This is a genomic window from Streptomyces sp. NPDC002754, assembly GCF_053592315.1.
In genome coordinates this window covers 1,097,445-1,123,416 of sequence record NZ_JBSFVM010000001.1, presented here as the reverse complement: position 1 = coordinate 1,123,416, position 25,972 = coordinate 1,097,445, and the positions used below count along the sequence as shown (strand labels likewise).

Here is a 25,972-nt window from a genome sequence, read left to right as displayed (position 1 = left end):
TCACACCAGGCGGCGGAACACCGGCTTCACCGGCCGACCGGCCAGCCACGGTGTCGGGTCACCGGCGTCGACCGCCTTCCGGTAGACCGCGCACGCCTCGGCCACCACGTCGACGGTGCGGTCGATGTCGCCGTCGCCGAGTGCGCTGCTCACCACGAACGACGGGGCGAGGACGCCGCCCATCAGCAGTCGGCGCAGGAACAGGGTCCGGTACTCCTGCGAAGGCTGCCCGTTCTCGTCGAGCGTGGCGAAGACCAGGTTGCTGGCCCGGCCGCGGACGAGGACATGTTCGCCGACGCCCATGCTCGACGCCGCCTCGCGCACCCCTGCGGCCAGCCGCTCGCCCAGGGTGTGCAGGCGCGCGGAGATGCCCTCCTCCACGTAGGTGCTCTGGACAGCCATCGCCGCCGCCAAGCAGTGGGTCTCCGCGCCGTGTGTCGTGGAGAGCAGGAAGACCCGCTCTCCGGAGTGGCGCAGCCCGCCGTACTCCATCAGCTCCCGGCGCCCGGCCAGCGCCGAGACGGCGAACCCGTTGCCCAGTGCCTTGCCGAACGTGGAGAGGTCGGGCACGACGCCGTACAGGCCCTGGGCGCCCGCCTCCGACCAGCGCAGACCGGTGATCATCTCGTCGAAGATCAGTACGCAGCCGTGCCGGTCCGCGAGGTCGCGCAGCCCTTCGAGGTAGCCGGGCGGAGGTTCGCGGTGGGCGGCGGGTTCGAGGATCAGGCAGGCGACGTCGTCCGCGTACCGGGTGAGGAGTGCCTCCGTGGCGGCGAGGTCCCCGTACGGGAAGGACACGGTGAGGTCGGTCGTCGACGCCGGGATGCCCGCCGGCATGGGTGTGGTGCCGATGAACCAGTCGTCGGTGGAGAAGAACGGGTGGTCGGCGCAGATGGCGACCCGCCCGCGCCCCGTGACGGCGCGCGCCAGGCGCACCGCGGCGGTGGTGACGTCGGAGCCGTTCTTCGCGAACTTCACCATGTCGGCGGTCGGCACGGTCGCCAGGAAGCGCTCGGCGGCCTGGACCTCCACGATGGACGGCCGCACGAAGTTGCTGCCGCGGTCGATCTCGCGCCGCACCGCCTCGTTCACGCGCGGGTGGGCGTGGCCGAGGCTGACCGAGCGGAGGCCGGAACCGTATTCGATGTAGCGGTTGCCGTCGATGTCCCACACATGGGCGCCGCGTCCGTGGCTGATGACCGGGGCGAGGTGCTCGGGGTACTGGTCGTCACCCTTGGCATAAGTGTGCGCGCCGCCGGGGATCATGGCGTGCAGCCGCTCGTTCGCCGAGCGCGACCGGGGCAGTTGGAACTCTTCGCTGTCAGGCGTGTTGGACATGGTTGCGTTGTTCTCGGTGGGCACGCCGGCCTCAACTCCCCTTCCGCTTGAGGACGTCGGCGAGGCTCGGCGCCTCCCGGTCCCGCTTGGACATCGAGGTGACCGGCAGCGGCCACGGAATGGCGAGCTCCGGGTCGTCGAAGGCGATCGTCACGTCCTCGGTCGGGTCGTGCGGGCGGTCGATGCGGTACGAGGTGTCGGCGGTCTCGGTCAGCGCCTGGAATCCGTGCGCACACCCCGCCGGGATGTAGAGCGTCACCTGTGTGTCGCCGGACAGCTCGAACGTGGCGCGGTTGCGGTACGTCGACGAGTCCGGCCGCAGGTCCACGACGACGTCGAAGATCTTCCCGTACGAGCAGCGCACCAACTTGGCCTCGCCGTCGCCGGCGCGCAGGTGCATGCCGCGCAGTACGCCGCGGACCGAACGGGACACGCTGTCCTGGATGAAGGCATGCGGGTCGAGGCCGACCGAGCGGAGTACGTCGGCGTCGAAGGTGCGGCAGAAGAAGCCGCGTTCGTCGGCGTGCGGCGTGGGTTCGAGCAGGAACGCCCCGGCGATCTCCGGGACTTCGGTCAGTTTCATCGATTCCCCCGAGGTGCACGTTCCGGGCCGGTGGCCGGGAACAGGGTGGCGGTCAACGCGTTGAACTGGTGGGTGAGTTGTTGTGCTGCGGCCTCATTGCGTTCCGCGAGCGTCTTTCGCAGTTCCGCGGCGTGCTTCTCCAACTCCCGGAATTGTTCGAGGAGTCGGTCGGCGTCGACCTCGCGCGCCGGGTGGCAGTAGGCCCCGAGGCCCATCCGCTCCATGAGCGCGTCGCTCTTCGCCGCGTAGGTGAGGGCGAGGGTGGGTGTGCCGGACTTCAGGGCGCAGATCAGGTTGTGGTAGCGGGTCGCGATGACGGTGTCGGCGGCCGCCGTCTCCTTCATCAGGTCGGCGAGGGAGGCCGTCTCGGCGGCGGTGACCAGCGGCGATTCGACCGCGGCGAGGATCGCTTCGACCACCGACGCGTCGCAGTCGTCCCCGATGAGCAGCCTGACCCGCCTGCCGTCCTCGACGAGTGCCCGGACGATCCGGGTCGTCCCGTCGAGGTAGCGCCGGTGGATCTCCTCGGCCCGCGCACGGTCGTCGTTGCCGCCGTGGAAGTCCATGCCGCCGACGCAGACCGTGCCCTCGGCCGCCGTCGCCGCGGGTGTCGGCAGGGCGAACGCGAGGTCCGGGTAGACCGCGTCGCGCGCGGTGTTCACGCCCATCGCCCGCATCGCGTCGCGGGACCCGGCGTCGCGGTACGAGCGGTAGGCGGCGAGCCGCGCCGACCAGCGGACCAGGGCCCGGGTCGGCCGGACCTTGATCTCGGCGGCGCCGACGCTGACCAGCGCGACCTTCGTGCCGAACAGTCGGCCGCTCGCGCAGAGCAGGAACAGCGAGTATGGGAAGCCCCACGGCCGCAGCGGCAGCGTGGCCTCCAGGACGCCCATGCCCGGCACGATCACCACGTCGTGCCGGCGCACCCAGGCGGCGGTGCGGACGATGTCGACGAGTTTGCCGAGGCCCTTGGTGGCCGCCGCGCCCGCGCGCGACGCGGTCCGGTACTCGCCGCGGTTCCAGTGCAGCCGCGTCGCGGGGATCCCGTACCGGGCGGTGACGACGTCGGGTCCGCCGCACAGCGCGTCCACGGGCGCGTCCGGATGCTCGGCGCGGAGGTAGCCGAGGACGGCCTCCAGTGAGCCGTCGTTGCCGAGGTTGCCGGAGCCGAGCAGGCCGAACACCCCGACGCGTACGGGGGTCATGGCTGCTTCCCCGTCCGGCCCGCGACGAGGTCGTCGACGGAGACGTCGAGCTGGGAGGGGTCGACCGGCGCCCGGTCCTCGACCCGCTCCCCCGCGCCCGGCCTGGCGCGGCTGGTCGCCCAGGCCGCCAAGTGCCGGTAGCACTCCGCCCGTTCGGCCGAGGAGAGCGGCGCCCGCCGGATCGCGGAGACGAAGCCCAGGACGTACTCGGCGAGCAGCCGGGGGGTGGGGTGCAGTGGTCCGGCCCTGCGCGGGTCGAGGTTGACGCTGCGGGAGCGCTTGGCGGGGTTGGCCCGTTCGGCGCGGGTGGGGTGGTCGCGGCGGAAGTACAGCAGCTCGGGGACCTGGTAGAAGGGGCCGTGCAGGCCGATCTCGGCGACGAAGGTGCGGTCGGCGTGGTGGTAGCTGTCGTGCGGCTTCACCTTGCGCAGTACATCGGCCCGGATGACGCCGTAGAAGTCGTCGCCGCCGGGCTCGAACAGCATGCTGCGGAAGCGTTCGGGCGCGCGCGGCGAGTCGGTGTTGAGCGTGTACGCGTAGGGGACCTTGACCTTGCCGTCCTCGTCGATGACGGCCTGATCGGCGTGCGCGAGGATGACGTCGGGGTGCTCGTCGAGCGCCAGGACGCAGCGGCGCAGCAGGTCGCGGGCGTACAGGTCGTCGTGCGATGCCCATTTGAAGAGTTCGCCGTGGCACTGGGTGAACACGTAGTTGTGGTTCGGCGCGGCGCCGATGTTGCGGGGCAGCCGGATGTAGCGGATGCGCGCGTCCTGCTCCGTGTACCGGCGGCAGATCGCCTCGGTCCCGTCGGTCGAGGCGTTGTCGGTGATGACCAGCTCGAAGTCCTCGTAGGTCTGGCCGAGCAGCGCGTCGAGGGACTCGGCCAGGTACTCCTCGCCGTTGTAGACGGGCAGGCCGATACTCAGTCGGGGGTGGGCGGTCATGTGCTCCTCGCTTCGGGTGTGGGGTTGTGGTGGTGCTCGCGCAAGGCGTGCCGCAGGTGCAGCCACCACACGGCGGAGCCGGTGACGGTCGCGGCGGCGACACCCCAGGCGGAGCCGACCGTGCCGCCCGCGGCCGCGCCGCCGAGCCCGCCGCCGACGTAGCAGGCGGAGGCGAACAGTTGGGAGCGCAGGCTGAGCCGGGCCGCGCCGAGCGCGCGCAGTCCGGCGGCGGCGCCGGTGCCGAGCCCCGCGCCCGCGACGCCGAGGGTGACCGGCACGATGAGCTGCGAGGCGGCGTTCCACACGTCGCCGAGCAGCAACTCGCCCGCCCGGTCCGGGACCAGGAGCAGCGCGCCGCCCCACAGCAGCGCAGCGACGGCCTGCCCGCCGCCGAGCAGCAGGCAGAACCTGCCGAGCTTGTGCGGCGCCCGGCGCAGCACGCGGGCCGCCTCGGCGACGGTGACCAGCGAGAGCCCCATCAGGACGGCCATGAACGGGCCGAGCAGTAGTTCGGCGCCGCGGACCACGCCGACCGCGCCGACGCCGACGATCACGCCGAGCCCGTAGGCCCGCAGTTGACTGCCGCCGCTGTTGCTGACGTTCTCGACGAGGTAGCGGGTGCCGAGGTCGCGGTGCTCGCGCAGCCACGCGCGCGCTTCGGTGAGCCGGGGCCGGATGCCGGACTGGAAGCAGCCGTACGCGGCGGCGACCGCGGCGGATCCGCCCCAGGCGAGCACGAAGGCGGGCACGCCGCCCACGCGGGCCGCCACCACCAGGGCGGGCACCAGCGCGACGCACCACACGATGTCGTTGACGAACGCCTTACGCCCGGTGCCCGCGGCGAAGAACGCGAACCGCCAGGAGTCCTGAAAGAGCAGTCCTGGCAGGACGACGCCGAGGCAGGCGAAGGCGGCGCCCAGCCGGCCGCCGAGGGCGAGGCCGAACACCAGGGCCGCCGCTCCGAGGGCGATCCCGACGCCGAGCGCGGTGCCCGAGGCCCGGGCCACCGCCCCGCGCCAGGCCGCCTCCGGCACCGCGCTGAAGCGCACCATGAGCGGGTCGGTGCCCAGGCCGCGGGAGACGTTGAGCACCACGCCGTACGTCACCCAGGCCAGGCTGAACACGCCGAACGCGGTCACGCCCAGCGAGCGCGCCACGTAGACGCCCACCGCGAAGTTGGACACGCTGGAGGCCGCCTGGTCGGCGAGGCCCCAGGACAGCCGGCCGGCGAGGGCGCGCCTGGTGGAAGTCTTCGCCTGCTTCTCCTCTCCGGTGGTCGTCGACGTCATGCCTTGACCAGCCCCGCGGCGCCCAGGGCGTCGGCCGCGTCGGCGACCGTGGCGAACGGCAGCCCGGACCGCTCGGCGATGTCGAGCAGAGTGTGCTCGCCGTCGGAGAGGTTGAGCACCCACAGCATCGCCATCTGGGCCTGCTTGGTGTCACTGCGCCCGCCGAGCGCGTCGTACAGCCCACGCCGCCCCAACTGGGGCTCCCCGTAAGGGCTTTGGTTGAGATAGCGCCGGTTGCGGTCCAGGACGGCGAACGCCTCGCGGCATACGGCGAGGGTGTCCGCCATCGCCTCCGGGGAGACGAAGTCCAGGTTGTCCGCGGAGGTGTGGTACTCGGGGTATCCGGCGTACGGGGTGCGGGTCAGCGAGCCCACGCCGAGGTCGAATCCGGGCGAGCAGTACTGCCGCTCGTCGTATCCGTAGGGCGTGAACTCCTTTGTTTCGTGCCGGCGTTGTGATGCCGACAGCGTGTGCGCCATCACACGGTCGATCTCGGCGTCGCCGCGCCTGCTCCGCTTGTACGTCAGTGAGCCCCGGTCCCCCGCACAGGCCAGCACGAGCCCGTGCTTGACCTGGCCCACCCGCTCCTTGTTGCGGGCGAGCCAGGTGATCGCGCCGATGGTGCCGGGCGCGAAGATGAACCGGTAGGTGTAGTACGGCTGGTGTTCCGCCAGCGCGCGGGCGAGGTACGTCGCCACCGCGATGCCGGCCAGGTTGTCGTTGGCGAGCGACGGGTGGCACACGTGACAAGAGACGATCACCTCGTCGGGGACCTGGCCCGGTACGACGTGCTCGGCGTAGGTGAGGTGGCCGTCCTCCAGGGTGGAGTCGACGCACACCTCGTAGTCACCGTCGGGCAGCGCGTCCAGGGTCTCCTGGGCGAGGCAGAACCCCCAGTCCGGCTTGTAGTAACTGGTGCGGTACGGCACCAGGTTCGGCTGGTCCGGCAGCGTGTGCAGGTGCGCGCGCAGCTCGGACAGCGGCAGCGTCGCCGACACCGGGACGCTGTAGCCGAGTACGTGCAGGCTGGACTCGGCGAAGTCGACGACCCGCTTTCCGGACGCGTCGGCGACGTACGCGTCGCGGATGTTCCACTCCTGCGGCACCGTCCAGTCGAGGACCTGGGTTCCGGTGGGCACCTCGTGCACGTCGAGGGGGATGTACTCGCCGACGATGGCCAGGGTGGCGCGCACACCATCGCCGGTGATGCTTCGGCAGAGCGGGTACATCCGCTCCACCAGCTCGTACATCTCCTGGCCTGTCGTGGTCATGGGCGCCACCGCAGGGTGTCGTCGACGGAGCCGGCCTCGGACGCCGCGCGCAGTACGGCGAGGCGGGTGAAGCGGTTGTCGAAGCCGTCCTTGGTGAGGCCGAACTTCCGGTAGGCATCGGCGAGTTCGAGCGCTCCGCGCAGAACCGTCCACTCGCAGTCGAAGCCGGGGATCGCGGCGCGGAAGCGGGCGAAGTCCACCCGGTAGGAGCGCGGGTCGGCTCCGTTCTCCCCGGTGATCCGCACCTTCGCGCCGGTGACCGCCTCGGCGACCTGCTCGGCGATTTTGGCGACCGTGACGTTGTTGGTCTCGCTGCCGATGTTGAACGCCCGGTCGTGGACCGCCTCGCGGGGCGCGGTCAGCGCGGCCGTGAAGGCGCGGGCGATGTCGGCGGCGTGCACCAGCGGTCGCCACGGCGTGCCGTCGGAGAGGACGAGGACCTCACCGGAGAGCAGTGCGTGGCCCACGAGGTTGTTCAGGACGATGTCGGCGCGCAGCCGCGGCGAGTAGCCGAAGGCGGTGGCGTTGCGCATGTACACCGGCGTGAAGTCGTCGTCGGCGAGCGCGTGCAGGTCGTCCTCCACCCGCACCTTGGACTCGGCGTAGGGCGTGACGGGGCGCAACGGGGCTTCCTCGCCGACGAGTTCGTCGCCGCCGGCCGCGCCGTACACCGAGCACGTGGAGGCGTAGAGGAAGCGCTTGACCCCGGCCTCGCGGGCGAGGCGGGCAAGGTTGACGGAGGCGTGGTGGTTGATGTCGTAGGTGAGTTCCGGTGCGAGGGAGCCGAGCGGGTCGTTGGAGAGCGCGGCGAGGTGGATCACGGCGTCCACCCCTGCCACGTGCTCGGCGGTGACGTCGCGCAGGTCGACGCGGTGCCCTTGCGGGTCGTCGGGTGTCGGGCCGAGGACGCAGTCGGCGAACAGGCCGGAGTCGAGGCCGACGACGTCGTGTCCGGCGGCCCGCAGGACCGGGGCCATCACGGTGCCCAGGTAGCCCTGGTGTCCGGTCAGTAGTACGCGCAAGGTTCAATCCCCCAGAGTGAGAGCGCCCGGTGCGGGAGCGCCCAGGTCGAGCGTGAATTTGGTGACGGCGAACGCTTCGGCGTAGCGCTCCTGGCATTCGATGCCGCGGATCCGGGCGAGGCCGAGGAAGGCCTCGCGGTCGTACCAGGGACGGTGCCGCTGCGAGGCGTAGTGCTCTTGGAGCAGCCGCACCTTCTCCTCGGCGATCTCCGGTGCCAGCGGCTGGTAGGCCGACATCCGGCCGAGGTCGCCGTCCCACTTGACGATCTCGTAGCCGAGTACGAGGTGGTCGCGGAAGGCGGTGGGGATCAGCTGGGCGAGGCCGCGGTGGTCCTGGTGCGCGTCGTCCGCGCGCGGGGCGAGGACGAGGTCCGGGTCGCACTGCAGGCGCAGTTCCTCGACGGCGGACTTGGCCTCCTCCCAGTGCGCGGGCAGCCGGCCGTCGGGGAGCTTGTGCACGGTGAGGCGCAGGTCGGCGTCCGGGCAGAAGGCGGCGAGCGCGGCCCGCTCCTCCTGCTCGCGGTCGGTGCCGCTGCCGGTGAGCACCAGCGCGTCGACGCGCAGTCCGGGGCGCGCCCGGCAGAGCGCGAGGAGGGTGCCGCCCGCGCCGATGGCGATGTCGTCGCAGTGGGCGCCCACCGCGACGATCCGGTCCGGGCGGCCGGCTGCGAGCCGGATCACACGCTCACCCCCGCGCCGTCCCGCTCCCAGACTGCCCACGGGCGGTCACCGCGCGCGTAGCCGGCGTCGAGCGCGGCCCGTTCCTTGACGGTGTCGGTGGGCTTCCAGAAGCCGCGGTGCTGGTGCGCCACGAGGCGTCCCCGCTTGGCGAGTTGGGCGCAGCCGTCGGCGACCAGGTCCCCGTTCTCCGGTATGTGGTCGAAGACCTCCTGGCGGAGCACGAAGTAGCCGCCGTTCTCCCACAGCGGCATGTCGCTGACCGCGGTGATGCCGCCGACCATGCCGTCCTCGCCGAGGTCCACGCAGTGGAACGAGGACTGCGGCGGGACCACCATCATCGACGCGCCCGCGTCGCGCTGCGCGAACCGGTCGACCATCTCGTCCAGCGGGGCGTCGGTGAGCACGTCGGCGTAGTTGGCGAGGAACATCTCGTCGCCGTCGAGGTGGTGGCGCACCCGACGAAGGCGCTCCCCGATCGGTGACTCGATGCCGGTCTGCGCGAACGTGATCGTCCAGTCGGCGATGTCGTTCGACAGCAGCTCCGTCTGCCCCTTGCGCAGCACGAAGTCGTTGGACGTCGTCTCCTCGTAGTTGAGGAAGAAGTTCTTGATGTGGTGCGCCCCGTAGCCGAGGCACAGGATGAACTCCTTGTGCCCGTAGTGCGCGTAGTAGCGCATGACGTGCCAGATCAGGGGCCTGGGACCGACCATCGCCATGGGCTTGGGCACGTCGTCGGTGGCGCCGCTGCGCATCCGCATCCCGTAGCCGCCGCAGAACAGAACGACCTTCATGCTGCACTCTCTTTCACGACGAGCACCTCGACAACGCTCAGTTCCGGGATGGGGAAGACGAGTCGGCCACCCCATTCACCGACGTACGACAGTTGTTCGGTCAGCTCGGTCCGCAGGTTCCACGGGAGGACCAGGACGTAGTCCGGCTTGTCCTCGGCGATCCGCTCGGGCGGCAGGATCGGGATGCGGGTGCCCGGGGTGAACCGGCCGTGCTTGTAGGGGTTGCGGTCGACCGTGTAGGCGAGCAGGTCGGGGCGGATGCCGCAGTGGTTGAGCAGCGTGTTGCCCTTGCCCGGAGCGCCGTAGCCGACGACCGTCTTACCCGCCTCGGCCGCGGTGACGAGGAACTTCAGGAGGTCGCGGCGGACCTTGGCGACCCGGGCGGAGAACTCGGTGTACCCGGACAGCTCCTGGAGCCCGGCCGCCTTCTCCCGGGCCAGCACGTCGGCGACGCGCTGCGAGGGCTCGCCCGCCACCTCGGCGGGCCGCGCCCACAGCCGGATCGAGCCGCCGTGGGTGGGCAGCAACTCGACGTCCACGAGGGCGAGTCCGCCGCTGGCGAGCGCGGGGATCGCGGAGGCGACCGTGTAGTACTGGAAGTGCTCGTGGTAGATCGTGTCGTACTGGTTCTCCTCGATCAGGGTCAGCAGGTGCTGCACCTCGATGGAGACCCAGCCGTCGTCCGCGACCAGGGCGCGCAGGCCCTGCGTGAAGCCGACGACGTCCGGGATGTGCGCGTACACGTTGTTGGCCGCGACCAGGTTCGCCGGGCCGTGCTCGGCGCGGACGGCCGCTCCGGTCTCCGGGCTCAGGAACTCGGTGAGCGTGGGCACGCCCCCGCCGCGCGCCACCGCGCCGACGTTGACCGACGGCTCGATACCCAGGCAGCGGATCCCCCGGTCCACCACGTGCTTGAGCAGGTAGCCGTCGTTGCTCGCGACCTCGACCACGAAGGCGTCGGGGCCGAGGCCCGCGCGCTCCATCGCGTCGGCGACGTACGTACGCGCGTGCTCCACCCAGGACGTGGAGAACGAGGAGAAGTACGCATACTCCTTGAACGTCTCCTCCGGCGTGATCAGCGGCGGGATCTGCGCCAGCCAGCAGTCGGTGCAGACCCGCAGGTGCAGCGGGAACGCGGGCTCCGGCGCGTCCAGTTGGCCCGCGGCGAGAAAGCTTTCGCACGGCGGTGTCGCGCCCAGATCGACGACGCTCGCGAGCGTCGCCGAGCCGCAGAGTCGGCACTGTGTCATTTACTGCCCCCCATTGATTCCGTCCCCCATGTGTTGCCTTGTTCCGACCGGCCCGCGATCGCGGATCGGTACTCCTCTTGCAGGCGCGCGAGGCCGACGGCCGGGCTGAAGCCCTGCTCGTAGCGGCGCCGGGCCGCGCGGCCCATCTCCCGGTTGGCGGCCGGTTCGGCCGTGATGCCGCGCAGGCAGGACGCGAGCGAGGTGCGCTCGCCCGGCCGGTGCAGCAGCCCGGTCTCCCCGTCCGCGACGAGTTCGACGAAGGCGCCGTGACCGGCGGCGACGGCCGGGACACCGGCCGCCATCGCCTCCGCGACCACCAGGCCGAACGTCTCCGGGGCCAGCGAGGGCGCCACCACGGCGACCGACCGGGCGATGGCCTTGCGGACCTCGTCCGGGTCGAGCAGGCCGACGTAGCGCACGTCGTCCCGGCCCCGCGCCCAGGCGGACACCTCCCGCTCCAGCGGTCCCGAGCCGGCCATCACCAGCGGCACTCCCACCCCGCCCTGCGCGGCGACCATGTCCCAGGCGGCCATGAGCACCCGCACGCCCTTGGCCTCCGCGAGGCGGCCGAGGTAGAGCAGTTGCTCACCGTCCCCGTCCCTGCCGACTCCCGGGTCCGGTACGAAGTTGTGCTTCACGGTCAGCAGCTCGGCCGGCATGCCGGAGCGCACCAGGACGTCGCGCTGCGCCGCGGAGATGCAGAAGAACCGGTCGACGCCCGACCACCACCGCTGCCGGTTGACGGACAGGTTGATCGCAAGCGGCACCGTCGCGAGGCGCGAACCCCGGTAGCAGCCGTGCCGGACCGCGGGCAGCGGCAGCTTCGAGCCGACACAGTCGCTGCACAGCCGGCCGTCCCGCTGCAACGTGCCGGGCGGACACACCTGGTAGTAGTTGTGGAGCGTGGCGACGGCGGGCACCCCGGCGTCCGCGCAGGCGGCGAGGACCGCGGGCGACAGCAGCGGGAACACGTTGTGGACGTGCACCACGTCGGGGCGGTCCGCACGGAGCTTGGCGGCCAACTCCCTGCGGACGGCCGGGTTCCACGGCACGAGCAGCGGCACCGCGACCTTGCCGAGCAGCGACCGGTCGGCGATGTCGTCGCTGCGCCGCTCGAACACCTCGACGCGGTGGCCGGCCGCGCGCAGCAGCCCCACCTCCTCGTCGACGACCCGGTTCTCGCCGCTCGGCTGACCCGAGGAGTAGTAGTTGTGCACCACCAGAATGTGCATGGTCAGCTCACCTCCCGTTCCCGGGCCCAGCGCGGGATACGTCGTCGGGGCTCCGTGGGCGTCGGAAGCGCTGTGGTCCCGGTGGGCGCGGCCAACAGCGTGGCGGCCAGGGCCAGATGCAGCAGATAGGGCGAGGCGTCGCCCAGGCCTGCCTCGGTGTACGACGAGAGGACGACGTACGTGATCAGGAAGATCGCGCAGGCCCGTTGCAGCGACGGTGGCCGCAGCAGGGCGACGGCCCCGAGGACGAGGAGGACGGACGCGACGAGGGTGACACCGATCAGGCCCTGTTCGTTGTAGACGGCCAGCCAGCTGTTGTCGATCGGCAGCCCGCCGAACGACTTGTCGCCGAGGCCGGTGCCGAAGAACTGCTCGGCGCCGGTCCTGGGCGCCGCGAGGAGCGCGTCCCAGACCTTGGCCCGGCCGGTGAGGCTGGTGAAGTACTCCTTGTTCTGGCCGCGCAGGAACCACGCCTGGACCGCGCCGGCGAAGCCCACCCCGGCCACCGTCACCACCACCACCGACCATCCGAAGAAGCGGCGGGCGGCGGCGCTGGTCAGCAGCAGCGAGCAGATCGCGACCGCGAGCCCCGCGAGCAGGCCGACCGTGGCCGTCCGGGTGTGGGTGAGCGCGAGCAGCACGAGGCACGGGACGATGACCATCGCCGCGCTCGCCCTGTCGATCCGGCGGCCGACGAGGAGCAGCACGGTGAGTCCGATGATCACCGCCGTGTACTGGCCGATCTGCGGCGGCGTGAGCGGCCACAGCGCGCCGACGAGCCGTCCGCCGTACAGCTCGGGCATGGCGGCGCCCGGGGAGACGGCCAGGCCCGCGACCACCGTCACCAGGATCCCGAAGTACATCCGGATGTGGTAGCGGACGAAGGTCAGGCTGCCGTCCCACCAGCAGCTCAGCAGCCACAGGGTGCCGATGAACAGGGCGAGTCGGCAGCAGCGGAACAGTCCGCCGGGGCCGATCCCCAGGCTGGAGATCACGCTGGGCACGAGCAGCAGCGTCAGCAGGAACACGAAGGCGCTGGGCCGGATCCGCAGGCGCGTGTTGAGCGCGAGCGCCAGTGCGAAGGCGGCGACCAGCGAGCCCATGGTGACCAGCTGGATGACGGAGCGCGGCAGCGGGATGATGGTCTTCGCTCCCGCGGAGCCCATCGTGTTGATGCCGAGCAGCAGCCAGACGATGCCGACGGCCTTCGGTGTGGCGAGCCTGTTCCGTGTGGCGAGCCTCTCCCCTTCCGCCATCTCAGCCACCTGCCTTTCGGCCGAAGGTGCTGCCGGCGTCCTGCTTGTACGGCGCGTCCTGCCAGTCCCCGCGGTCGACGACCCGGCTCATGTCCTCGACGACGAAGGTCCACGGCCCGCGGTAGACGTTGTCGTGCCAGCGGTTGTCCTGCTTTCGGGCGATCGCCTTCGCGACCCGCGTGTCCTTGTAGGGCGACCACTTCGGGTACGTGCCGTAGAGGGACAGGACGCCCATGCGACCGCACCTGTTGTCCGTGCACTTGACGACGGAGGTGTCGAGGAGGAAGCGGTTGTCGTGGATGTCGACCCGCTGGGTCTTCCACCGGCAGTCGTCGTAGAGCGGCGCCTTCGCGATCGCCGGCTGGACGCAGCGCTTGACGTCCTTCACCAGCAGCGTGCACTCACCGGTCGAGGTGTTGGCCGGGCTGTTGCAGAACCGGTTGGCGTTCTCCCACAGGGTGATGCCGTTCCAGTTGTTCTCCATCAGGTTCCGGTAGATCTCGAGCTTGTCGGTGCGGGCCTTGACCCGTGGTTCGCCGCCCGCCTCGGAGATGTAGATGGTCCCGTACGGGAAGCTGTCGCCGCGCTCGGCCGGTTTGCCGCCGCTGATCCAGTTGTTGCGCCGGATCGTGTTGTTCCGGATGACCGCGTTGTAGCTGGTCTCGTACATCACGGCGGCGCCGTCGTTCTCCTCGATCAGGTTGTTCTCGATGAGGAAGTCGTTGTTGTTGTTGTCGGCCCACACCCCGACGCCGCGGTTGTCGTGCACCCAGTTACCGCGGATGTCGGCGCTCTTGACGGCCCAGAACTTCATGCCCGCGGTGCAGCCGCAGCCGGGCTGCTTCTTCTCCCAGTCGTCGGTGTTGTTGCCGACGACCTCGTTGTCCTCGATCACGAGGCCGCGGGCCGTGTCGCCCTCCTTGTAGCCGTTCACTCCGTACTGCCCGTTGTCGCGCAGGCAGTTGGAGCGGATCTTCTGGTGGGAGCCGGTCATCATTCCGGCGCCCGCGTTGCGCTGGATCGTCGAGTGCTCGATCACCCAGCCGTCGGCCGAACCGGGGTTGACGACGCCCTCGTTCTGCTGCGGGACGAAGCGCTCCACCGTCAGATGGCTGATGACGACGCCGTCGGCATGGCCGCCGAAGGCGTACTGGTTGACCTTGCGGCCGTCGAGCACCGCGCCGGGCGCGCCGATGTAGCGGTTCCCCTTCTTGGGGATGACCTGGGCGTAGCGCGCCGACTCGAGCCGGTGCTTGCCGGGACGCAGCCAGAACGTGGTGCCCGCCGGGTGGCTCTTGGTCTGTTCGGTCAGGTCGTTGACCTTCTTGGGGTCGACCGTGACCGCGCCCTTCGGCGCCTTCTTCGGCCCGCCCGACGGTTTGTCGCAGACGCGGGCCACGGCCGTCCGTGCTCCCTGCCTGGACGGCGAGGCGGACGCCTTCGCCCCGGCGTCCGACGAGCTCGTACAGCCCGTCGCCGCCAGCAGGACGAGCGTCAGCGGTGCCGCCGGCCACGCCAGGTGCCGCCACTTGATTCCCACGTCTCCCCTCCCCTCCTAGCCCAGGAACCTGAGCACGGTGGTGAACTCCCCCGCGCCGTCGGCGGATCCGCTGCCGATCAGCGTGGTGGCGGGTTCCTTGCGCCCGAAGCCGGCCGAGTACCAGCCGAGTGGCGGCTCGACCTCGCCGCGGTGCGCCCGCCAGGACAGCCTCTCGGGCAGCGCGAGTTCGGCGGAGCGGTCCTCGCCGTCCCGCGTCCAGGTCAGCAGGGCCCGGTCACCCGACAGCTCTGCGGTGACCTCCGGTCCGAGGTGGAACGCGAGGCGCAGGTCGCGGCGCGGCCCGGTCACCTCGTCGACGACCGTCAACGCCTCGCCCACCGTGTCCAGTTCGACGCGGCGGCGGTGCATCGAGGGCCCATAGCCGTCGTGTTCGGCGCGCCAACGGTCCGCGCCCGCCTCCAGGACCTGGGTGCGGGCATGCCGGACCCACAGGAACGGGCCGCCGGACTCGGACTGGTCCGTGCCGTCGAGCTCCAGGGTGTTGTGGCCGATGGTCGACCGGAAGGAGCTCCGCCAGTCGGGCTGGCCGTGGTAGCAGTACGTCCCCGGGTCGGCGAGCACGTCGACCCCGTCGTGCCGGACCTCCACGGACAGCGCGTCCGCGTGGGCGTGCGCGGCGATGGACAGGAAGCCGTGCGGTCCGCCGTCGCAGCGGCACCAGATCTCGCCCGCCGCCCCCTGCCCGCGCAGGATGGTGAGCCCCGCGTCCGCGAAGTGCGCGGGCCGGCTCGCCGGGCGCCGTACGACGGGTGCGGGGGGCTTGATCAGCGCGGCGAGCAGCGGTGTCCGTACATCGGTGGAGGGCACTTGCGGCCACCAGTCGAGCCGACCGAACACGGCGGCCCCGGTGGCGAGCAGCGAGCCCCAGCGGTCGGTCCCCACGCCGTCCACCATCAGACCGTGGCCGTCGTCCGCGTCCCCCTGGCGGGGCGGCCGCAGCCGGTTGTCCACGACGGCCGCGAGCGCGTCGGTCATCCGCAGCAGCACGATCCGTACGGTCGGCGGCAGCGGCACCCCGGCCGCGTCGGCCTCGGCGACCGCCGCCAGACCCAACTCCAGGACGAGGCCGTGGTATTCGGTGGCCAGTTCGCGATTGAGGCCGGAGTGGAAGGTGTTGCTCCGCAGGTGCCGCTCCAGCGACTTCAGCGCGCCCGACCGCCAACGCGCCGACGACGGGAACCAGTTGAACGCGCAGGACGCCGCGAACTGTCCGGCGGCCTCGGCGATGACGTGGTTGTTCGCCGACGAGCCCCGGCTGGGAAAGGCGGCGAGCCAGCGCTGGTGGTGCCAGATCTGGTGCACCGCCACCGGGTTGTCCTCGAACAGGTCGAAGACGCCGGGCCAGCCGTCGAGCAGCCGGCGGATCCACACCCAGGAGAGCAGCCGGATGCCCAGCTCGATGCCACTGATCCAGTGCACGCCGCGCAGCGGCGGGTTGGCCGCCCACCACGAGCGCAGGTGCTCGGCCACACGCTCGGCGTACCGGTCGTCGCCGGTGACCGCGTAGGCGGCGGCGAGTTGCGTCAGGTACTGGTGCCGGGACGGCTCCCAGATCTGCTTGATGTCGCCGACCACGTCCTCGTCGCGGTACGGCACGCCGAAGGCGTAGCCGAACGGGGCCCGGCGGCCGGTCTTCGGGTCGTGCCACCAGTCCGGGTCGACCATGTCGTCGCGGACCACGCCGAAGAACTCGGCGTGCCCGTACATCAGCCGGTCCGCCTCCGCGACGAGCCGCTTCGCGGCGTCCGGCGGCACCGCGGCGAGCGCCCCTGCGGGCAGCACCGAGGTGAACCGGGCGCCGGTCACGCGCGGCGGAGTGGGCCGCGCCGAGCGCCAGCGCCGCCTGCGTGCTGTGTCGACCGCCCGGCCCGCGACCTCCTGCGGCCCCATCCGGGACAGCCGCCGCAGGTACCAGCCCGCACTCATCGTCATCGCGGCCCCGCCAACGTGACGGGCACGCCGCCGGCCAGGCCCGCCTGCACGGCGAGGGTGGCCGCGGTGGTGGCGACGAGCGACTCCAGCGGCACGGGCATCGGGCCGCCGGTCCGCACGGCCTTGATGAACGAGGCCAGTTCGGCGTTCTGGCCCTTGTCCCGGGCCTTGGGCAGCCGCGAGCTGACCCATCGCTTACTCCCGAACACTGACGCGCGTACGAAGTCGTCGAGCCGCAGCGCCCTGCCGTCCGCGACCAGGTCGAGCGTCTCCTTCGGGAAGGCGGCCGGCCCTGTGGTGACGTAGGCGATGGTGGCGGTGGAGCCGTCCGGGTAGCGCAGGACGACCTGGAGGTCCTCATCGCCGGACGTGGCGGTCACGTACACCGAGACCGGGTCGGCATCCAGCAGCCAGCTCGCCGTGTCGATGAAGTGGCCGCCCTCGCCGACGAACCGGGAGCCCTCGGTGCCCTGCCGGAGGTACCAGCTGCCGTGGTCGAGGCGGCCCGCGTTGACCAGGTAGCGCAGGTGCGCCGGTCCGTTGCGGGCGCCGAAGCGCTGCTTGGCCTCGCGCAGCAGCGGCGAGAAGCGGCGGTTGAAGCCCACCTGGAGGCGGTCGTTGCCGGACTCCTCCACCGCCGCGAGGACACTCGCCAGCTCGTCCTCATCGAGCGCGAGGGGCTTCTCCACGAACACGGTCTTGCCCGCGAGCAGGGCCTGCCGGGTCAGGTCCGCGTGCGAGCTGTGCCGGGTGACCACGAACACCGCGTCGATGGACTTGTCGCCGAGCACGGCGTCGAGGTCGGTGGTCGCATCGGCGAAGCCGAACTTGCGCTGCGCGTTGGCCGCGGACAGCGCCGTCGTCGTGACGACGGTCGCCAGCTCGACACCCTCGCGTCCCGTCAGGTGCGGCAGCAGCATCGACGTCGCGTAATTGCCGGCGCCGACGAACGCGAGGCGCACCGGCGTCCTGGCGGCGCGTGCGAACCCCGGCTTGACGCTCACCGCGGGCACCGTCACCTCGGGCGCCTCGACCTCCACCGTCTGCTCCGGGTAGCGAAACAGCGCGGTGATCGCCTTGAGTTCGCCGTCCTTCAGGCGCTGGTACGTCTCGACGGCGTCGTCGAAGTCGGCGACGTGGGTGATCAGCGGCTCCACGTCCACCCTGCCGCGCGCGAGTAGCTCGAGGAAGCACGCCAGGTTGCGGCGCTCGGTCCAGCGCACGTAGCCGATCGGGTAGTCGCGCCCCTCCAGCTCGTACGACGGGTCGTAGCGACCCGGCCCGTACGACCGGGAGAACCGGACGTCGAGTTCCTTCTCGTAGTACGCGTTCCAGGGCAGGTCGAGGCGGCACTTGCCGATGTCGACGACGCGGCCGCGGTCCCGGCACAGCTTGGCGGCCAGCTCGACGGGGCCGTTGCTGGAGCCGCCGGCCGCCAGATACACCTGGTCCACGCCGTGGCCGTCGGTCAGTTCGGCCACGGCCGCCACCACAGCGGCGGACTCCGGGTCCCCGCAGGTCTCGGCGCCCCGCCCCTCGGCGAGTTCGCAGCGCGACGGGTCGGGGTCGACGCCGACGACGCGGACACCCGCGGCGGCGAGGAGCTGCACGACCAGCTGGCCGATCAGGCCGAGGCCGATGACGAGGGCCGACTCGCCGAGCTGCGGCTCGCCCTGGCGGACGCCCTGGAGGGCGATCGAGCCGACGGTGCCGAAGGCGGCGTGCCGCGGCGCGAGGCCGTCCGGCACGCGCGCGTAGAGGTTCTTCGGCACCCAGTTGAGCTCGGCGTGCAGCGCGTGCTCGTTGCCGGCGCAGGCCACGAGGTCGCCGACCTTCACGTCGTCGACGCCCGCGCCGACCTGCTCGACGGTGCCGCACAGCGAGTAGCCGAGCGGCGTGTAGGAGTCGAGCTTGCCCATCACCTTGCGGTAGGTGGCGGGCACGCCGTTGGTGGCCACGCTCTGCATGACCTTCGCCACCTGGTCGGGGCGCGAGCGGGCCTTGCCCAGCATCGACATGCCGGCCTCGGACACCTTCATCAGCTCGGTCCCGGTGGAGATCAGCGAGTAGCCGGTGCGCACGAGCACGCCGCCGGGCTTGCACCCGGGCACCGGCACGTCGAGCACCGCCAACTCGCCGCTCTTGTAGTTCTGAACAACTTGCTTCACGCGAACTCCTCTGAATTCCTCATCCGTTGACCGAAGTGCTCTTGTCGGACCCAGAGGTCGCGTCGCGATACCAGTACTCGAGGGTCAGTACGTGCCACAGGTGCTTGGAGTGGTCGCTCTGCCCGGCGGCGTCCTCGGCGGCGAGCCGTTGCAGCGCGTCGCGGCGCAGGAACCCGGAGCGGACCAGCACCCCGTCGTTGATCACCTCGCGCACGAGGGGTGCCAGGTCCCGGCTCATCCAGGCCCGCAGCGGGGCGCTGAACAGGCCCTTGGGCCGGTGGACGATCTCCTTGGGCAGGATCGAGGTGGCCGCCTCTTTGAGCACGGCCTTGCCCTGCCGTCCGACGATCTTGCGGTCGCCGGGGAAGGCGAACGCCGCCTTGACCACCTCGACGTCGACGTAGGGGACGCGCACCTCGGTCGACGCCGCCATGCTGGAGCGGTCCGTGTACGTGAGGTTGAGGCCCGGCAGGAACATCCGGGCGTCGGCCAGGCACATGCGGTTCACGAAGTCGTCGAGGTCGTTGTCCTCGTAGACGTCCGCGTGCTCTGTCAGCACGTCGTCGACCGCCGGTGCCAGGTCCGGGTTGAGCAGCGCGAGCAGCTCCTGCTGGTCGTACATGGTGTAGCTGCGCCGGAACGCGGTCTCCTCCGGCAGCTCGGCGAAGGACAGGAACCGCTTGGCGAAGCGCACCGATCGCAGGCCGCGCCGGGACGTGGCGACCGGCAGCCGGTCCACGGCCGCGGTTACGCCGCGCCGCAGCGGCCGGGGCACCCGCTGGTAGCGCAGCGCGATCAGGTTGGCCAGGTGCTTGCGGTATCCGGCGAACAGTTCGTCGGCGCCCATCCCCGATAGCATCACCTTGACTCCGGCCTCGCGGGCGGCCTGGCAGATCAGGTACGTGTTGATGGCGGCGGGGTCGCCGATCGGCTCGTCCAGGGAGTGCGTCATCTGCGGGAGCAGATCCAGGACGTTCGGCGCGATCTCGATCTCGTGCAGGTCGACGCCGAAGCGCTGGGCGACCTGCCGGGCGTAGCGCAGATCGTCCGGCATCGCCTCGAACTTGGCGTCCTCGGCGCGGAATCCGATCGTGTAGGCGGAGATCCCCGGCTGTTGGCGGGCCGCGATGGCGGTCAGATAGCTGGAGTCGAGGCCGCCGGAGAGGAAGGTCGCCACGGGCACGTCGGACATGAGGTGTCGCTTGGTCGACTCCTCGACAATGGCGGCCAGGTCGGGCGTCTCACCGGCGCGGGCCCGGTCGCGGCCCTCGGTGGCGACGTCCTTCAGGTTCCAGTACCGGCCGCGCTGCACCTGCCCGTCGGGCCGGAATCCGATCCAGCTGCCCGGCGGGAGCTTCTCCGCCTCGCGGTACGCGCAGCGCGAGTCCGGCACCCAGTAGTAGAGCAGCGAGGCGACCAGCGCCGTGTGGTCCACCTCCAGCCTTCCGCCGGTGGCGGTGGCGAGCGCCTTGAGCTCGGAGGCGAACACCAGGCCTCCGCCGCGCCGCAGCAGGAACAGCGGCTTGATGCCCAACTGGTCTCGGGCGAGCACCAGTTCACCGGTGCGCTCGTCGAAGATCCCGAACGCGAACATGCCGCGAAGGCGGGGCAGGCAGTCCGTGCCCCAGCGTCGCCAGGCCTCCAGGAGCACTTCGGTGTCGGAGGTGCCGCGGAAGCGCGCCCCGCCGGCCTCCAGTTCGGCGCGCAGTTCGGGTGCGTTGTACAGCTCGCCGTTGTAGGTCAGGGCGAGGCCGTCCGAGACCATCGGCTGGGCGCCGGTCTCGGACAGGTCGATGATGGAAAGTCGGCGGTGCCCGAGCTGCACTTCGCCGTCACCGACGGGGTGGCCGTAGCGGCCGGCCCCGTCGGGACCGCGGTGGGCGAGGGTGTCGGTGAGCCGGTCGGTCACGACCTTCCCGTCCGGCCACCGATAGGTGCCTGCGATGCCACACATGTGCTTACCGAGCCTCCTGGTCGTTGTCCGCGCCCCGTGCGGCCCACGCGGGCTTGCGCTCCGTGCGCCGCGGGCCCGAACCGTTCTGCCGGGCCGACCGCTCGCCGCGGCCGCGCAGCGCGGTGTGCAGGCCGTCCCAGAGCGTGCCGTCGGTGCGGTCGCGCGGGTCGGGGTCGATCAGCACCACACCGATCACCGGGATGCGCTGCTCGGCGAGCTGGCGCGCCACGGTGTGCAGCCATGCGGCGCTGCCGTACCCGGCCCGTACGACGAGCACGGTCTGGGTGCCGAGGTACTGGAGGTCGGTCCACGCCGCGCCGGGCGCGACCGAGCCGACGCCGATCCGGCGGTCCTGGGGCGACAGCGCCGCGGCGTGCTCGGCGCCGACGACCTTGGGGCCGCCCGGCTGTGGGCGGTGGTCGGCGAACTGCGGCCTTGGCAGTCCGTCGATGACGGCCACCGGGCCCTCCGCCGCCAGGGCCCCCGCGAGGTCCAGGGCGATCGCGCTCGTGCTGGGCGCACAGCCCAGTTCGAGCAGCGACAGCGGTTCCGCGGAGCCGTGCACCGCACGGGCCAGGGTCGCGGTGAGGCGTTCGCGGGTGGCCCGCGTGTCCCGGCGCCGCCAGGGTCCGCCGGATCGCCGGGGCAGCTCCGCGATGACGGAGGCGCCCAGGTTCGCCGAGATGTCGCGGCGCAGTACGGGGCGGTCCGCGACCGCCGCGCCGACCGCGGACAGGGCGAGCCCGAGGACGAGACCGAGTGCGAGGCCGATCGCGGCGTTGGTGGCGGCCGCCTTGGGCAGCGAGTGCCGCACCGCGCGCGGGGCGTCGACGATCTGCGTACCGGCGACGACCTTGGGTGTGCCGGTGCGCGCCTCCGCGGCGCGCTGGTCGAAGTCGGCGATCCGCGAGTTGAGTTCGGCCCTTCGGGAGAAGAGCGACTCGGTGGTGGCCGACGACTCCGGGTCACTGTCCGGCGATTGGCCGCCGATCTCCTTGTTGACCCGGGCGAGCTCCTCGCGCATCCGATCGCGCTGGTCGAGCAGGGCCTGGGACTCGGCCTTCGCCGCCGCCTGCATCCGGCGTACGTGGTCGGCGATGAACGAGTCGGCGAGCGCCTTGGCGCGGTCCACCGCCAGCGCGTCGCTGGCGGCCGCCACATCGATCTGGAGCACGTTGTTGGTCAGACCGGTGCCCCGGTAGTCCCGCATGAAGTCCTCGGGGTGCTCCTGTGACCTGAGGGTCCGCAGGGCGTCGTTGGCGATGCGTGTGGTCCCCAGCACCTCGATGTCGGTGCGCATCAGTGTTCCCGTGTCGTTCGGCTGGTCCTCCTCGTGCGCCACCAGCACCTTGGTGACCGCGCTCGGCGGCGGCGGCATCAGAACCGCCACCGCCGCGCCGACGATCAGCCCGAGCAGCGCCAGGGCACCCCACAGGCGGCGGCGCCTGCGCACCGCGGTCACCAGTGCGTGCAGGTCGAGCAGTGGGGTGCCCGCCGCCGACTCCGCATTCCTGTTCGTCGTCACGCCGAGCCTCCCGTCGCGTGGCCGCGCACCGCGAGCGCGGGAGTGGCATGGTCCGGCGGCGGTTCCGCGGAGCCCGCCGGGCGGGCCCTGACCGGTCCCGCCACGACGATGCCGACGATCTCGTGCCTGCCGTCCGCGCACGCCTCGGCGATGCCGGTGAGCTCTTCGGCGGTCCAGCTGCCGGCGCTGAGGACGACCACGGCGCCCGACTCGGCGCCGCGGTCCGGCACGATCGGCCGGTCGACCGGGACCACGACCACGCGCAGCACGGGGTCGCCCTTGGCCTCGGCGACGAGCTGCCCCGCGGCCCGCAGGGCGAGTTCGTCGCCGTCCGGGACGACGGCCAACAGACGCCGGGGCGCCGGTAGTTGGGTACGAATGCGGGCGCACACCCGCCGGTAGCGGGTGCGCCGCGCGGTCTCGTCTCCGGACCGCTGCGGGGCCGGCACGTCCCAGCGGGTGTCGGTGCCGAGCAGCCGGCGCAGTCCGGCCCGGCCGCCGCCCCCCTGGGCCCGCTGCTCGCCGGGCACGTCGACGGCCCCGAGGAGCGTCGAGCCGAGCGCGGCGGCGATCTCCTGCTCGGTGCGCAGCCGGCGGTTGATCCGGGCGGCGGTGAGATGGCCGATGACCGCGAGCAGGAAGAACAACAGCGCCCCGGCGACGATGAGTTGTGTCCTGGTCGGCGGCGACTGGCCGGTGGGCCGGGCGGCCGGTCCCATGACGACCATGCTCGCCTTGTCGGTCGCCGGGTCGGCCTCCTCCAGCTTCTTCATGGCCGCCTCCAGCGAGTTGCGCAGGTTCTCCAGCGCGGTGCGGGCCTGCACGCCCTCGACCGTCCGGCCGCGGTCGGCCCCCTTGGCCAGCTCGGTGATCCGGCGGTTGGTCTCCTGCACCTTCTTGCGCAGCGCCTCGGGTCCCGCCGCCGCGTCGGCGTCGGTCGCGCCGCCCGCGATCCGCGTGGAGAACGCGACGAACTGCTGGGCCACCCGGTCGGTGAGCCGCTGCGCGCGCTCCGGGCTCTCGGCCGTGCCCGAGACCGTGATGATGTTGCCGTCGGCGGCCTTGGCGGCGACCCGGCCGCGCAGGTCGGTGCCGTTGACACCCGCCCAGTCGAGCTTGGCGGCCGCACGGTCGGCCACCGACGAACTCGTGGCGATGTCCACCTGGGTGAGCAGCTCGCGCTCTTCCCACTGGCCCGGCAGCAGCACCGATGCCGACGCCGTGTACTTCGGCGGGAACACCACGGAGATGCCGTAGCCGACGAGCGCTCCCACCACGGTGAGGGCGGCGAGAAGCCGCCACCTTCTACGGAGAATCCGGCCGATCGTGACCAGGCGGATCGTGTCCTCGCTCAACGACGCCGCCTCCTCCTTGCCTGGGCGGGGGCGCGCCTGGCCACCGCGGCGGCATAGGCGGCCAGCAGCGACTCCTGCGAGTTCCGCCAGGACAGTGGGCCGCCGATGCGCTCCTGGCCGAGCTTGCCCATCCGGGCCCGCTGCTCCGGGTCGTCAAGGAGCCGCGCGATGAGTCCGGCGAATTCGGCCTCGTCGTTGGCACGCGCGTAGACAGCCGCTTCACCTGCGGAGACGCGCGCCTCTCTCAGGTCGAACGAGACGATGGGGCGGCCCATCGCCATGTACTCGAGGACCTTGTTCATGGTCGACACGTCGTTGAGCGGGTTGCGCGGGTCGGGCGAGAGGCAGACGTCCGCGGTGGACAGGTAGCGCACCAGGTCGGCGTCCGGGATGCGCCCGGTGAACTCCACCTGGTCGCCGAGGCCGAGCTCCTGGGACAGCTCCACCATCGCGTCGAAGGCGTCGCCGGAGCCGACGAACACGGCGTGCCAGTCGCTCCGCCCGAGTCCGTCGCGCAGCTTGGCGAGGGACCGCAGCGCGTAGTCGACGCCGTCCTGGGGCCCCATCACGCCGAGGTAGCACAGCAGATGGGGCTTGCCGCGCTTCAACTCCGTTTCGGGCGGCACCGGTTGGAAGCGCTCGACCTGGGGTGCGCTGCGCACCACGAAGACGTCCTCCGGCCGCTTTCCGCCGCGGCCGAGCGCGACGTCCCGGTAGCTCTCGTTGGTGGCGAGCACGACGTCCGCGGCCCGGTAGGTGCTGCGTTCGAGCGCGCACACGGCGCGGTGGAGCAGGTCCTCGCCGCGGTCGAACCGCGAGAGGTACAGCTCGGGCACCAGGTCGTGCTGGTCGAAGACGAATTGCGCGCCGCGCCGGCGCAGCCAACGGGCCGCCAGGAACAGCAGATCCGGCGGGTTGCAGGCGTGGACGACGTGGACCGGTCCCACCTTGCGTGCGAGCCGGGCCGTGTGCCACAGCGCCGATCCGTACTCCCGCAGATAGCCGGCCGGTCCCCCGGTGGCGGCGCGCAACGGGTAGCGATGGATCCGCACCCCGTCGATCACCGTCTCCGGCTCCGTGTCCCGCTTCGTGCCCTGCGGGCCGATGACGTGCACCGTCCAGCCCGCGTCGCGCAGCGTCGTGCACTCCTGCCACACCCGCCGGTCGAAGGGGACGGACAGGTTCTCGACCAGAATCAGCGCCCGCCGCTCCGGCCCGCCGCCGTGGGTTGTCTCTTCGTTCATCGCGTCACCAAGCAAGGCCCACGTACCCCGGTTCGGCCCGACGAGCTTCGGCGTCGGGAAGGCGGACGAGATCGACGATCGCCGGGCCACCGCTGAGCGGCAGCGCCGACAGGACGGTCTGATCTCTGGTGCCGACGAGGCAGACCTCGGCGTGGCCGAGCACCTCGTCGACGGAGTCCGCGAGCAGCTGCGCGAGGTGCGGGAGCCGGCCCTCGATGTACTCGCGGTTCGCCCCCATCAGCCGGGAGAGGCTCACGTTGGCGTCGTAGATCTTGAGGTCGTATCCCTTGCCGTACAGCCGCTCGGCCAGTTCGACGAGCGGGCTCTCGCGCAGGTCGTCGGTGCCCGGCTTGAAGGACAGGCCGAACAGGCCGACCTTGCGCTTGCCGGTGCGCTCGACGAGCTCCACGGCGCGCTGGAGGTGGTCGGCGTTGGACGCCAGTACGTGGGAGAGGATCGGTACGGAGACGTCGGCCCGCCGCGCCGCGTGCACGAGGCTGCGCAGGTCCTTGGGCAGGCAGGAGCCGCCGAAGGCGAAGCCGGGCCGCAGGTAGGCGGAGCTGATGTTGAGCTTGCGGTCGGCGAGGAACACGTCCATCACCTGGTGCGAGTCCACGCCCAATGCCTGGCACACGGCGCCCAGTTCGTTCGCGAAGCCGATCTTGAGGCCGTGGAACGAGTTGTCCGCGTATTTGATCGCCTCGGCGACCGGCACCGGTACCCGGAACACCTCGCCGGGCAGCCCGTCGTACAGCTGCGCCACGACGTCGCCGCTGGCCTGGTCGAGCTGGCCGATGACGGTCTTGGGCGGGTCGAAGAAGTCCCGCACGCTGGTGCCCTCGCGCAGGAACTCCGGGTTGACCGCGACGCCGAAGTCGACGCCCGCCGTGCCGCCGAGGCTCTTCTCAAGGATCGGCACCAGCAGGTTCAGGCAGGTGCCCGGGAGCATGGTGCTGCGGAAGACGACCGTGTGCCGGCCGCCCTTCCCCCCGCGTTCGGCCAGCGCGGCGCCGATCTGCTCGGCGACCCGCTCCAAGTATGTCGTGCACAGGCTCCCGTTGGGCTCCGACGGCGTACCGACGCAGATCAGCGACACCTCACTGTCCATGATCGCCGCACGGACATCACGGGTGGCACGCAAGGCCCCGGTCCGCACGACCTCCGCGGTGAGCTCGCCGATCCGCTCCTCGACCACGGGGGCCCTGCCGCTGTTGACCAGGTCGACCTTCGCCTGGTTCACGTCCACGCCGATGACCTCGTGGCCCTGTCCTGCCAGACATGCCGCCGACACACAGCCGACGTAGCCGAGCCCTAGGACGCTGATCCTCACGATTGTTCCTCCCCCCAGAGCAGGCCCTTGTGGCCTGCCGT

General features: G+C 71.6%; 20 protein-coding genes. All 20 read right to left on the bottom strand.

Annotated elements, in window-relative coordinates; translation table 11 throughout:
* From ACWD2L_RS05405 to ACWD2L_RS05310, 20 genes are read right to left on the bottom strand one after another with little or no spacing between them, the layout of a single operon-like run.
* Positions 1-1,338 carry a glutamate-1-semialdehyde 2,1-aminomutase gene (locus ACWD2L_RS05405; protein WP_351331393.1) on the bottom strand — a complete coding sequence of 446 codons (1,338 nt, stop codon included), beginning with the start codon at positions 1,336-1,338 and terminating at the stop codon, positions 1-3.
* Positions 1,339-1,369: 31 nt separating this feature from the next.
* Positions 1,370-1,921 carry a dTDP-4-dehydrorhamnose 3,5-epimerase family protein gene (locus tag ACWD2L_RS05400; RefSeq protein ID WP_351331392.1) on the bottom strand — a complete coding sequence of 184 codons (552 nt, stop codon included), beginning with the start codon at positions 1,919-1,921 and terminating at the stop codon, positions 1,370-1,372.
* Positions 1,918-3,126: a polysaccharide pyruvyl transferase family protein gene (locus ACWD2L_RS05395; protein ID WP_351331391.1), complete on the bottom strand. Its 1,209-nt coding sequence runs from the start codon at positions 3,124-3,126 to the stop codon at positions 1,918-1,920. Before ACWD2L_RS05395 ends, ACWD2L_RS05400 begins: the two co-directional genes overlap by 4 nt.
* Positions 3,123-4,070: a glycosyltransferase family 2 protein gene (locus tag ACWD2L_RS05390; protein WP_351331390.1), complete on the bottom strand. Its 948-nt coding sequence runs from the start codon at positions 4,068-4,070 to the stop codon at positions 3,123-3,125. Before ACWD2L_RS05390 ends, ACWD2L_RS05395 begins: the two co-directional genes overlap by 4 nt.
* Positions 4,067-5,359: an MATE family efflux transporter gene (locus ACWD2L_RS05385; protein ID WP_351331389.1), complete on the bottom strand. Its 1,293-nt coding sequence runs from the start codon at positions 5,357-5,359 to the stop codon at positions 4,067-4,069. The genes ACWD2L_RS05390 and ACWD2L_RS05385 overlap by 4 nt, the downstream gene beginning before the upstream one ends.
* Complete coding sequence (locus tag ACWD2L_RS05380; protein WP_351331388.1) at positions 5,356-6,639, bottom strand: DUF4910 domain-containing protein; 1,284 nt, start codon at positions 6,637-6,639, stop codon at positions 5,356-5,358. The genes ACWD2L_RS05385 and ACWD2L_RS05380 overlap by 4 nt, the downstream gene beginning before the upstream one ends.
* Positions 6,627-7,652, bottom strand: a complete 1,026-nt coding sequence (locus tag ACWD2L_RS05375) for an NAD-dependent epimerase/dehydratase family protein (RefSeq protein ID WP_351331387.1) — start codon at positions 7,650-7,652, stop codon at positions 6,627-6,629. Before ACWD2L_RS05375 ends, ACWD2L_RS05380 begins: the two co-directional genes overlap by 13 nt.
* Positions 7,653-7,655: 3 nt before the next feature.
* Positions 7,656-8,333 carry a PIG-L deacetylase family protein gene (locus tag ACWD2L_RS05370; RefSeq protein WP_351331386.1) on the bottom strand — a complete coding sequence of 226 codons (678 nt, stop codon included), beginning with the start codon at positions 8,331-8,333 and terminating at the stop codon, positions 7,656-7,658.
* On the bottom strand, positions 8,330-9,124 hold the full coding sequence (locus ACWD2L_RS05365; RefSeq protein WP_351331385.1) for a sugar phosphate nucleotidyltransferase: 795 nt from the start codon (positions 9,122-9,124) through the stop codon (positions 8,330-8,332). Before ACWD2L_RS05365 ends, ACWD2L_RS05370 begins: the two co-directional genes overlap by 4 nt.
* The gene (locus tag ACWD2L_RS05360) at positions 9,121-10,374 is read right to left on the bottom strand and encodes a class I SAM-dependent methyltransferase (RefSeq protein WP_351331384.1); all 1,254 of its coding nucleotides are present in this window, start codon (positions 10,372-10,374) and stop codon (positions 9,121-9,123) included. The genes ACWD2L_RS05365 and ACWD2L_RS05360 overlap by 4 nt, the downstream gene beginning before the upstream one ends.
* Positions 10,371-11,606: a glycosyltransferase gene (locus ACWD2L_RS05355; RefSeq protein ID WP_351331383.1), complete on the bottom strand. Its 1,236-nt coding sequence runs from the start codon at positions 11,604-11,606 to the stop codon at positions 10,371-10,373. The genes ACWD2L_RS05360 and ACWD2L_RS05355 overlap by 4 nt, the downstream gene beginning before the upstream one ends.
* Positions 11,607-11,608: 2 nt before the next feature.
* On the bottom strand, positions 11,609-12,862 hold the full coding sequence (locus ACWD2L_RS05350; RefSeq protein ID WP_351331382.1) for an O-antigen ligase domain-containing protein: 1,254 nt from the start codon (positions 12,860-12,862) through the stop codon (positions 11,609-11,611).
* Position 12,863: 1 nt separating this feature from the next.
* Entirely contained in the window at positions 12,864-14,402 is a 1,539-nt protein-coding gene (locus ACWD2L_RS05345; RefSeq protein WP_351331381.1) for a right-handed parallel beta-helix repeat-containing protein, read from the bottom strand.
* 15 nt (positions 14,403-14,417) lie between these two features.
* Complete coding sequence (locus tag ACWD2L_RS05340) at positions 14,418-16,355, bottom strand: heparinase II/III family protein (RefSeq protein ID WP_351331380.1); 1,938 nt, start codon at positions 16,353-16,355, stop codon at positions 14,418-14,420.
* Positions 16,352-18,523, bottom strand: coding sequence for a bi-domain-containing oxidoreductase (locus tag ACWD2L_RS05335; protein ID WP_351331379.1), 2,172 nt, complete (start codon positions 18,521-18,523; stop codon positions 16,352-16,354). The genes ACWD2L_RS05340 and ACWD2L_RS05335 overlap by 4 nt, the downstream gene beginning before the upstream one ends.
* 19 nt (positions 18,524-18,542) lie before the next feature.
* Positions 18,543-20,477, bottom strand: coding sequence for an asparagine synthase (glutamine-hydrolyzing) (asnB, locus tag ACWD2L_RS05330; RefSeq protein ID WP_351331378.1), 1,935 nt, complete (start codon positions 20,475-20,477; stop codon positions 18,543-18,545).
* A gap of 4 nt (positions 20,478-20,481) precedes the next feature.
* On the bottom strand, positions 20,482-22,002 hold the full coding sequence (locus ACWD2L_RS05325; protein WP_351331377.1) for a Wzz/FepE/Etk N-terminal domain-containing protein: 1,521 nt from the start codon (positions 22,000-22,002) through the stop codon (positions 20,482-20,484).
* The gene (locus ACWD2L_RS05320) at positions 21,999-23,357 is read right to left on the bottom strand and encodes a Wzz/FepE/Etk N-terminal domain-containing protein (RefSeq protein WP_351331376.1); all 1,359 of its coding nucleotides are present in this window, start codon (positions 23,355-23,357) and stop codon (positions 21,999-22,001) included. The genes ACWD2L_RS05325 and ACWD2L_RS05320 overlap by 4 nt, the downstream gene beginning before the upstream one ends.
* Entirely contained in the window at positions 23,354-24,601 is a 1,248-nt protein-coding gene (locus tag ACWD2L_RS05315) for a glycosyltransferase family 4 protein (protein WP_351331375.1), read from the bottom strand. Before ACWD2L_RS05315 ends, ACWD2L_RS05320 begins: the two co-directional genes overlap by 4 nt.
* Positions 24,602-24,605: 4 nt before the next feature.
* Positions 24,606-25,931: a nucleotide sugar dehydrogenase gene (locus ACWD2L_RS05310; RefSeq protein ID WP_351331374.1), complete on the bottom strand. Its 1,326-nt coding sequence runs from the start codon at positions 25,929-25,931 to the stop codon at positions 24,606-24,608.
* Positions 25,932-25,972: the final 41 nt, after the last annotated feature.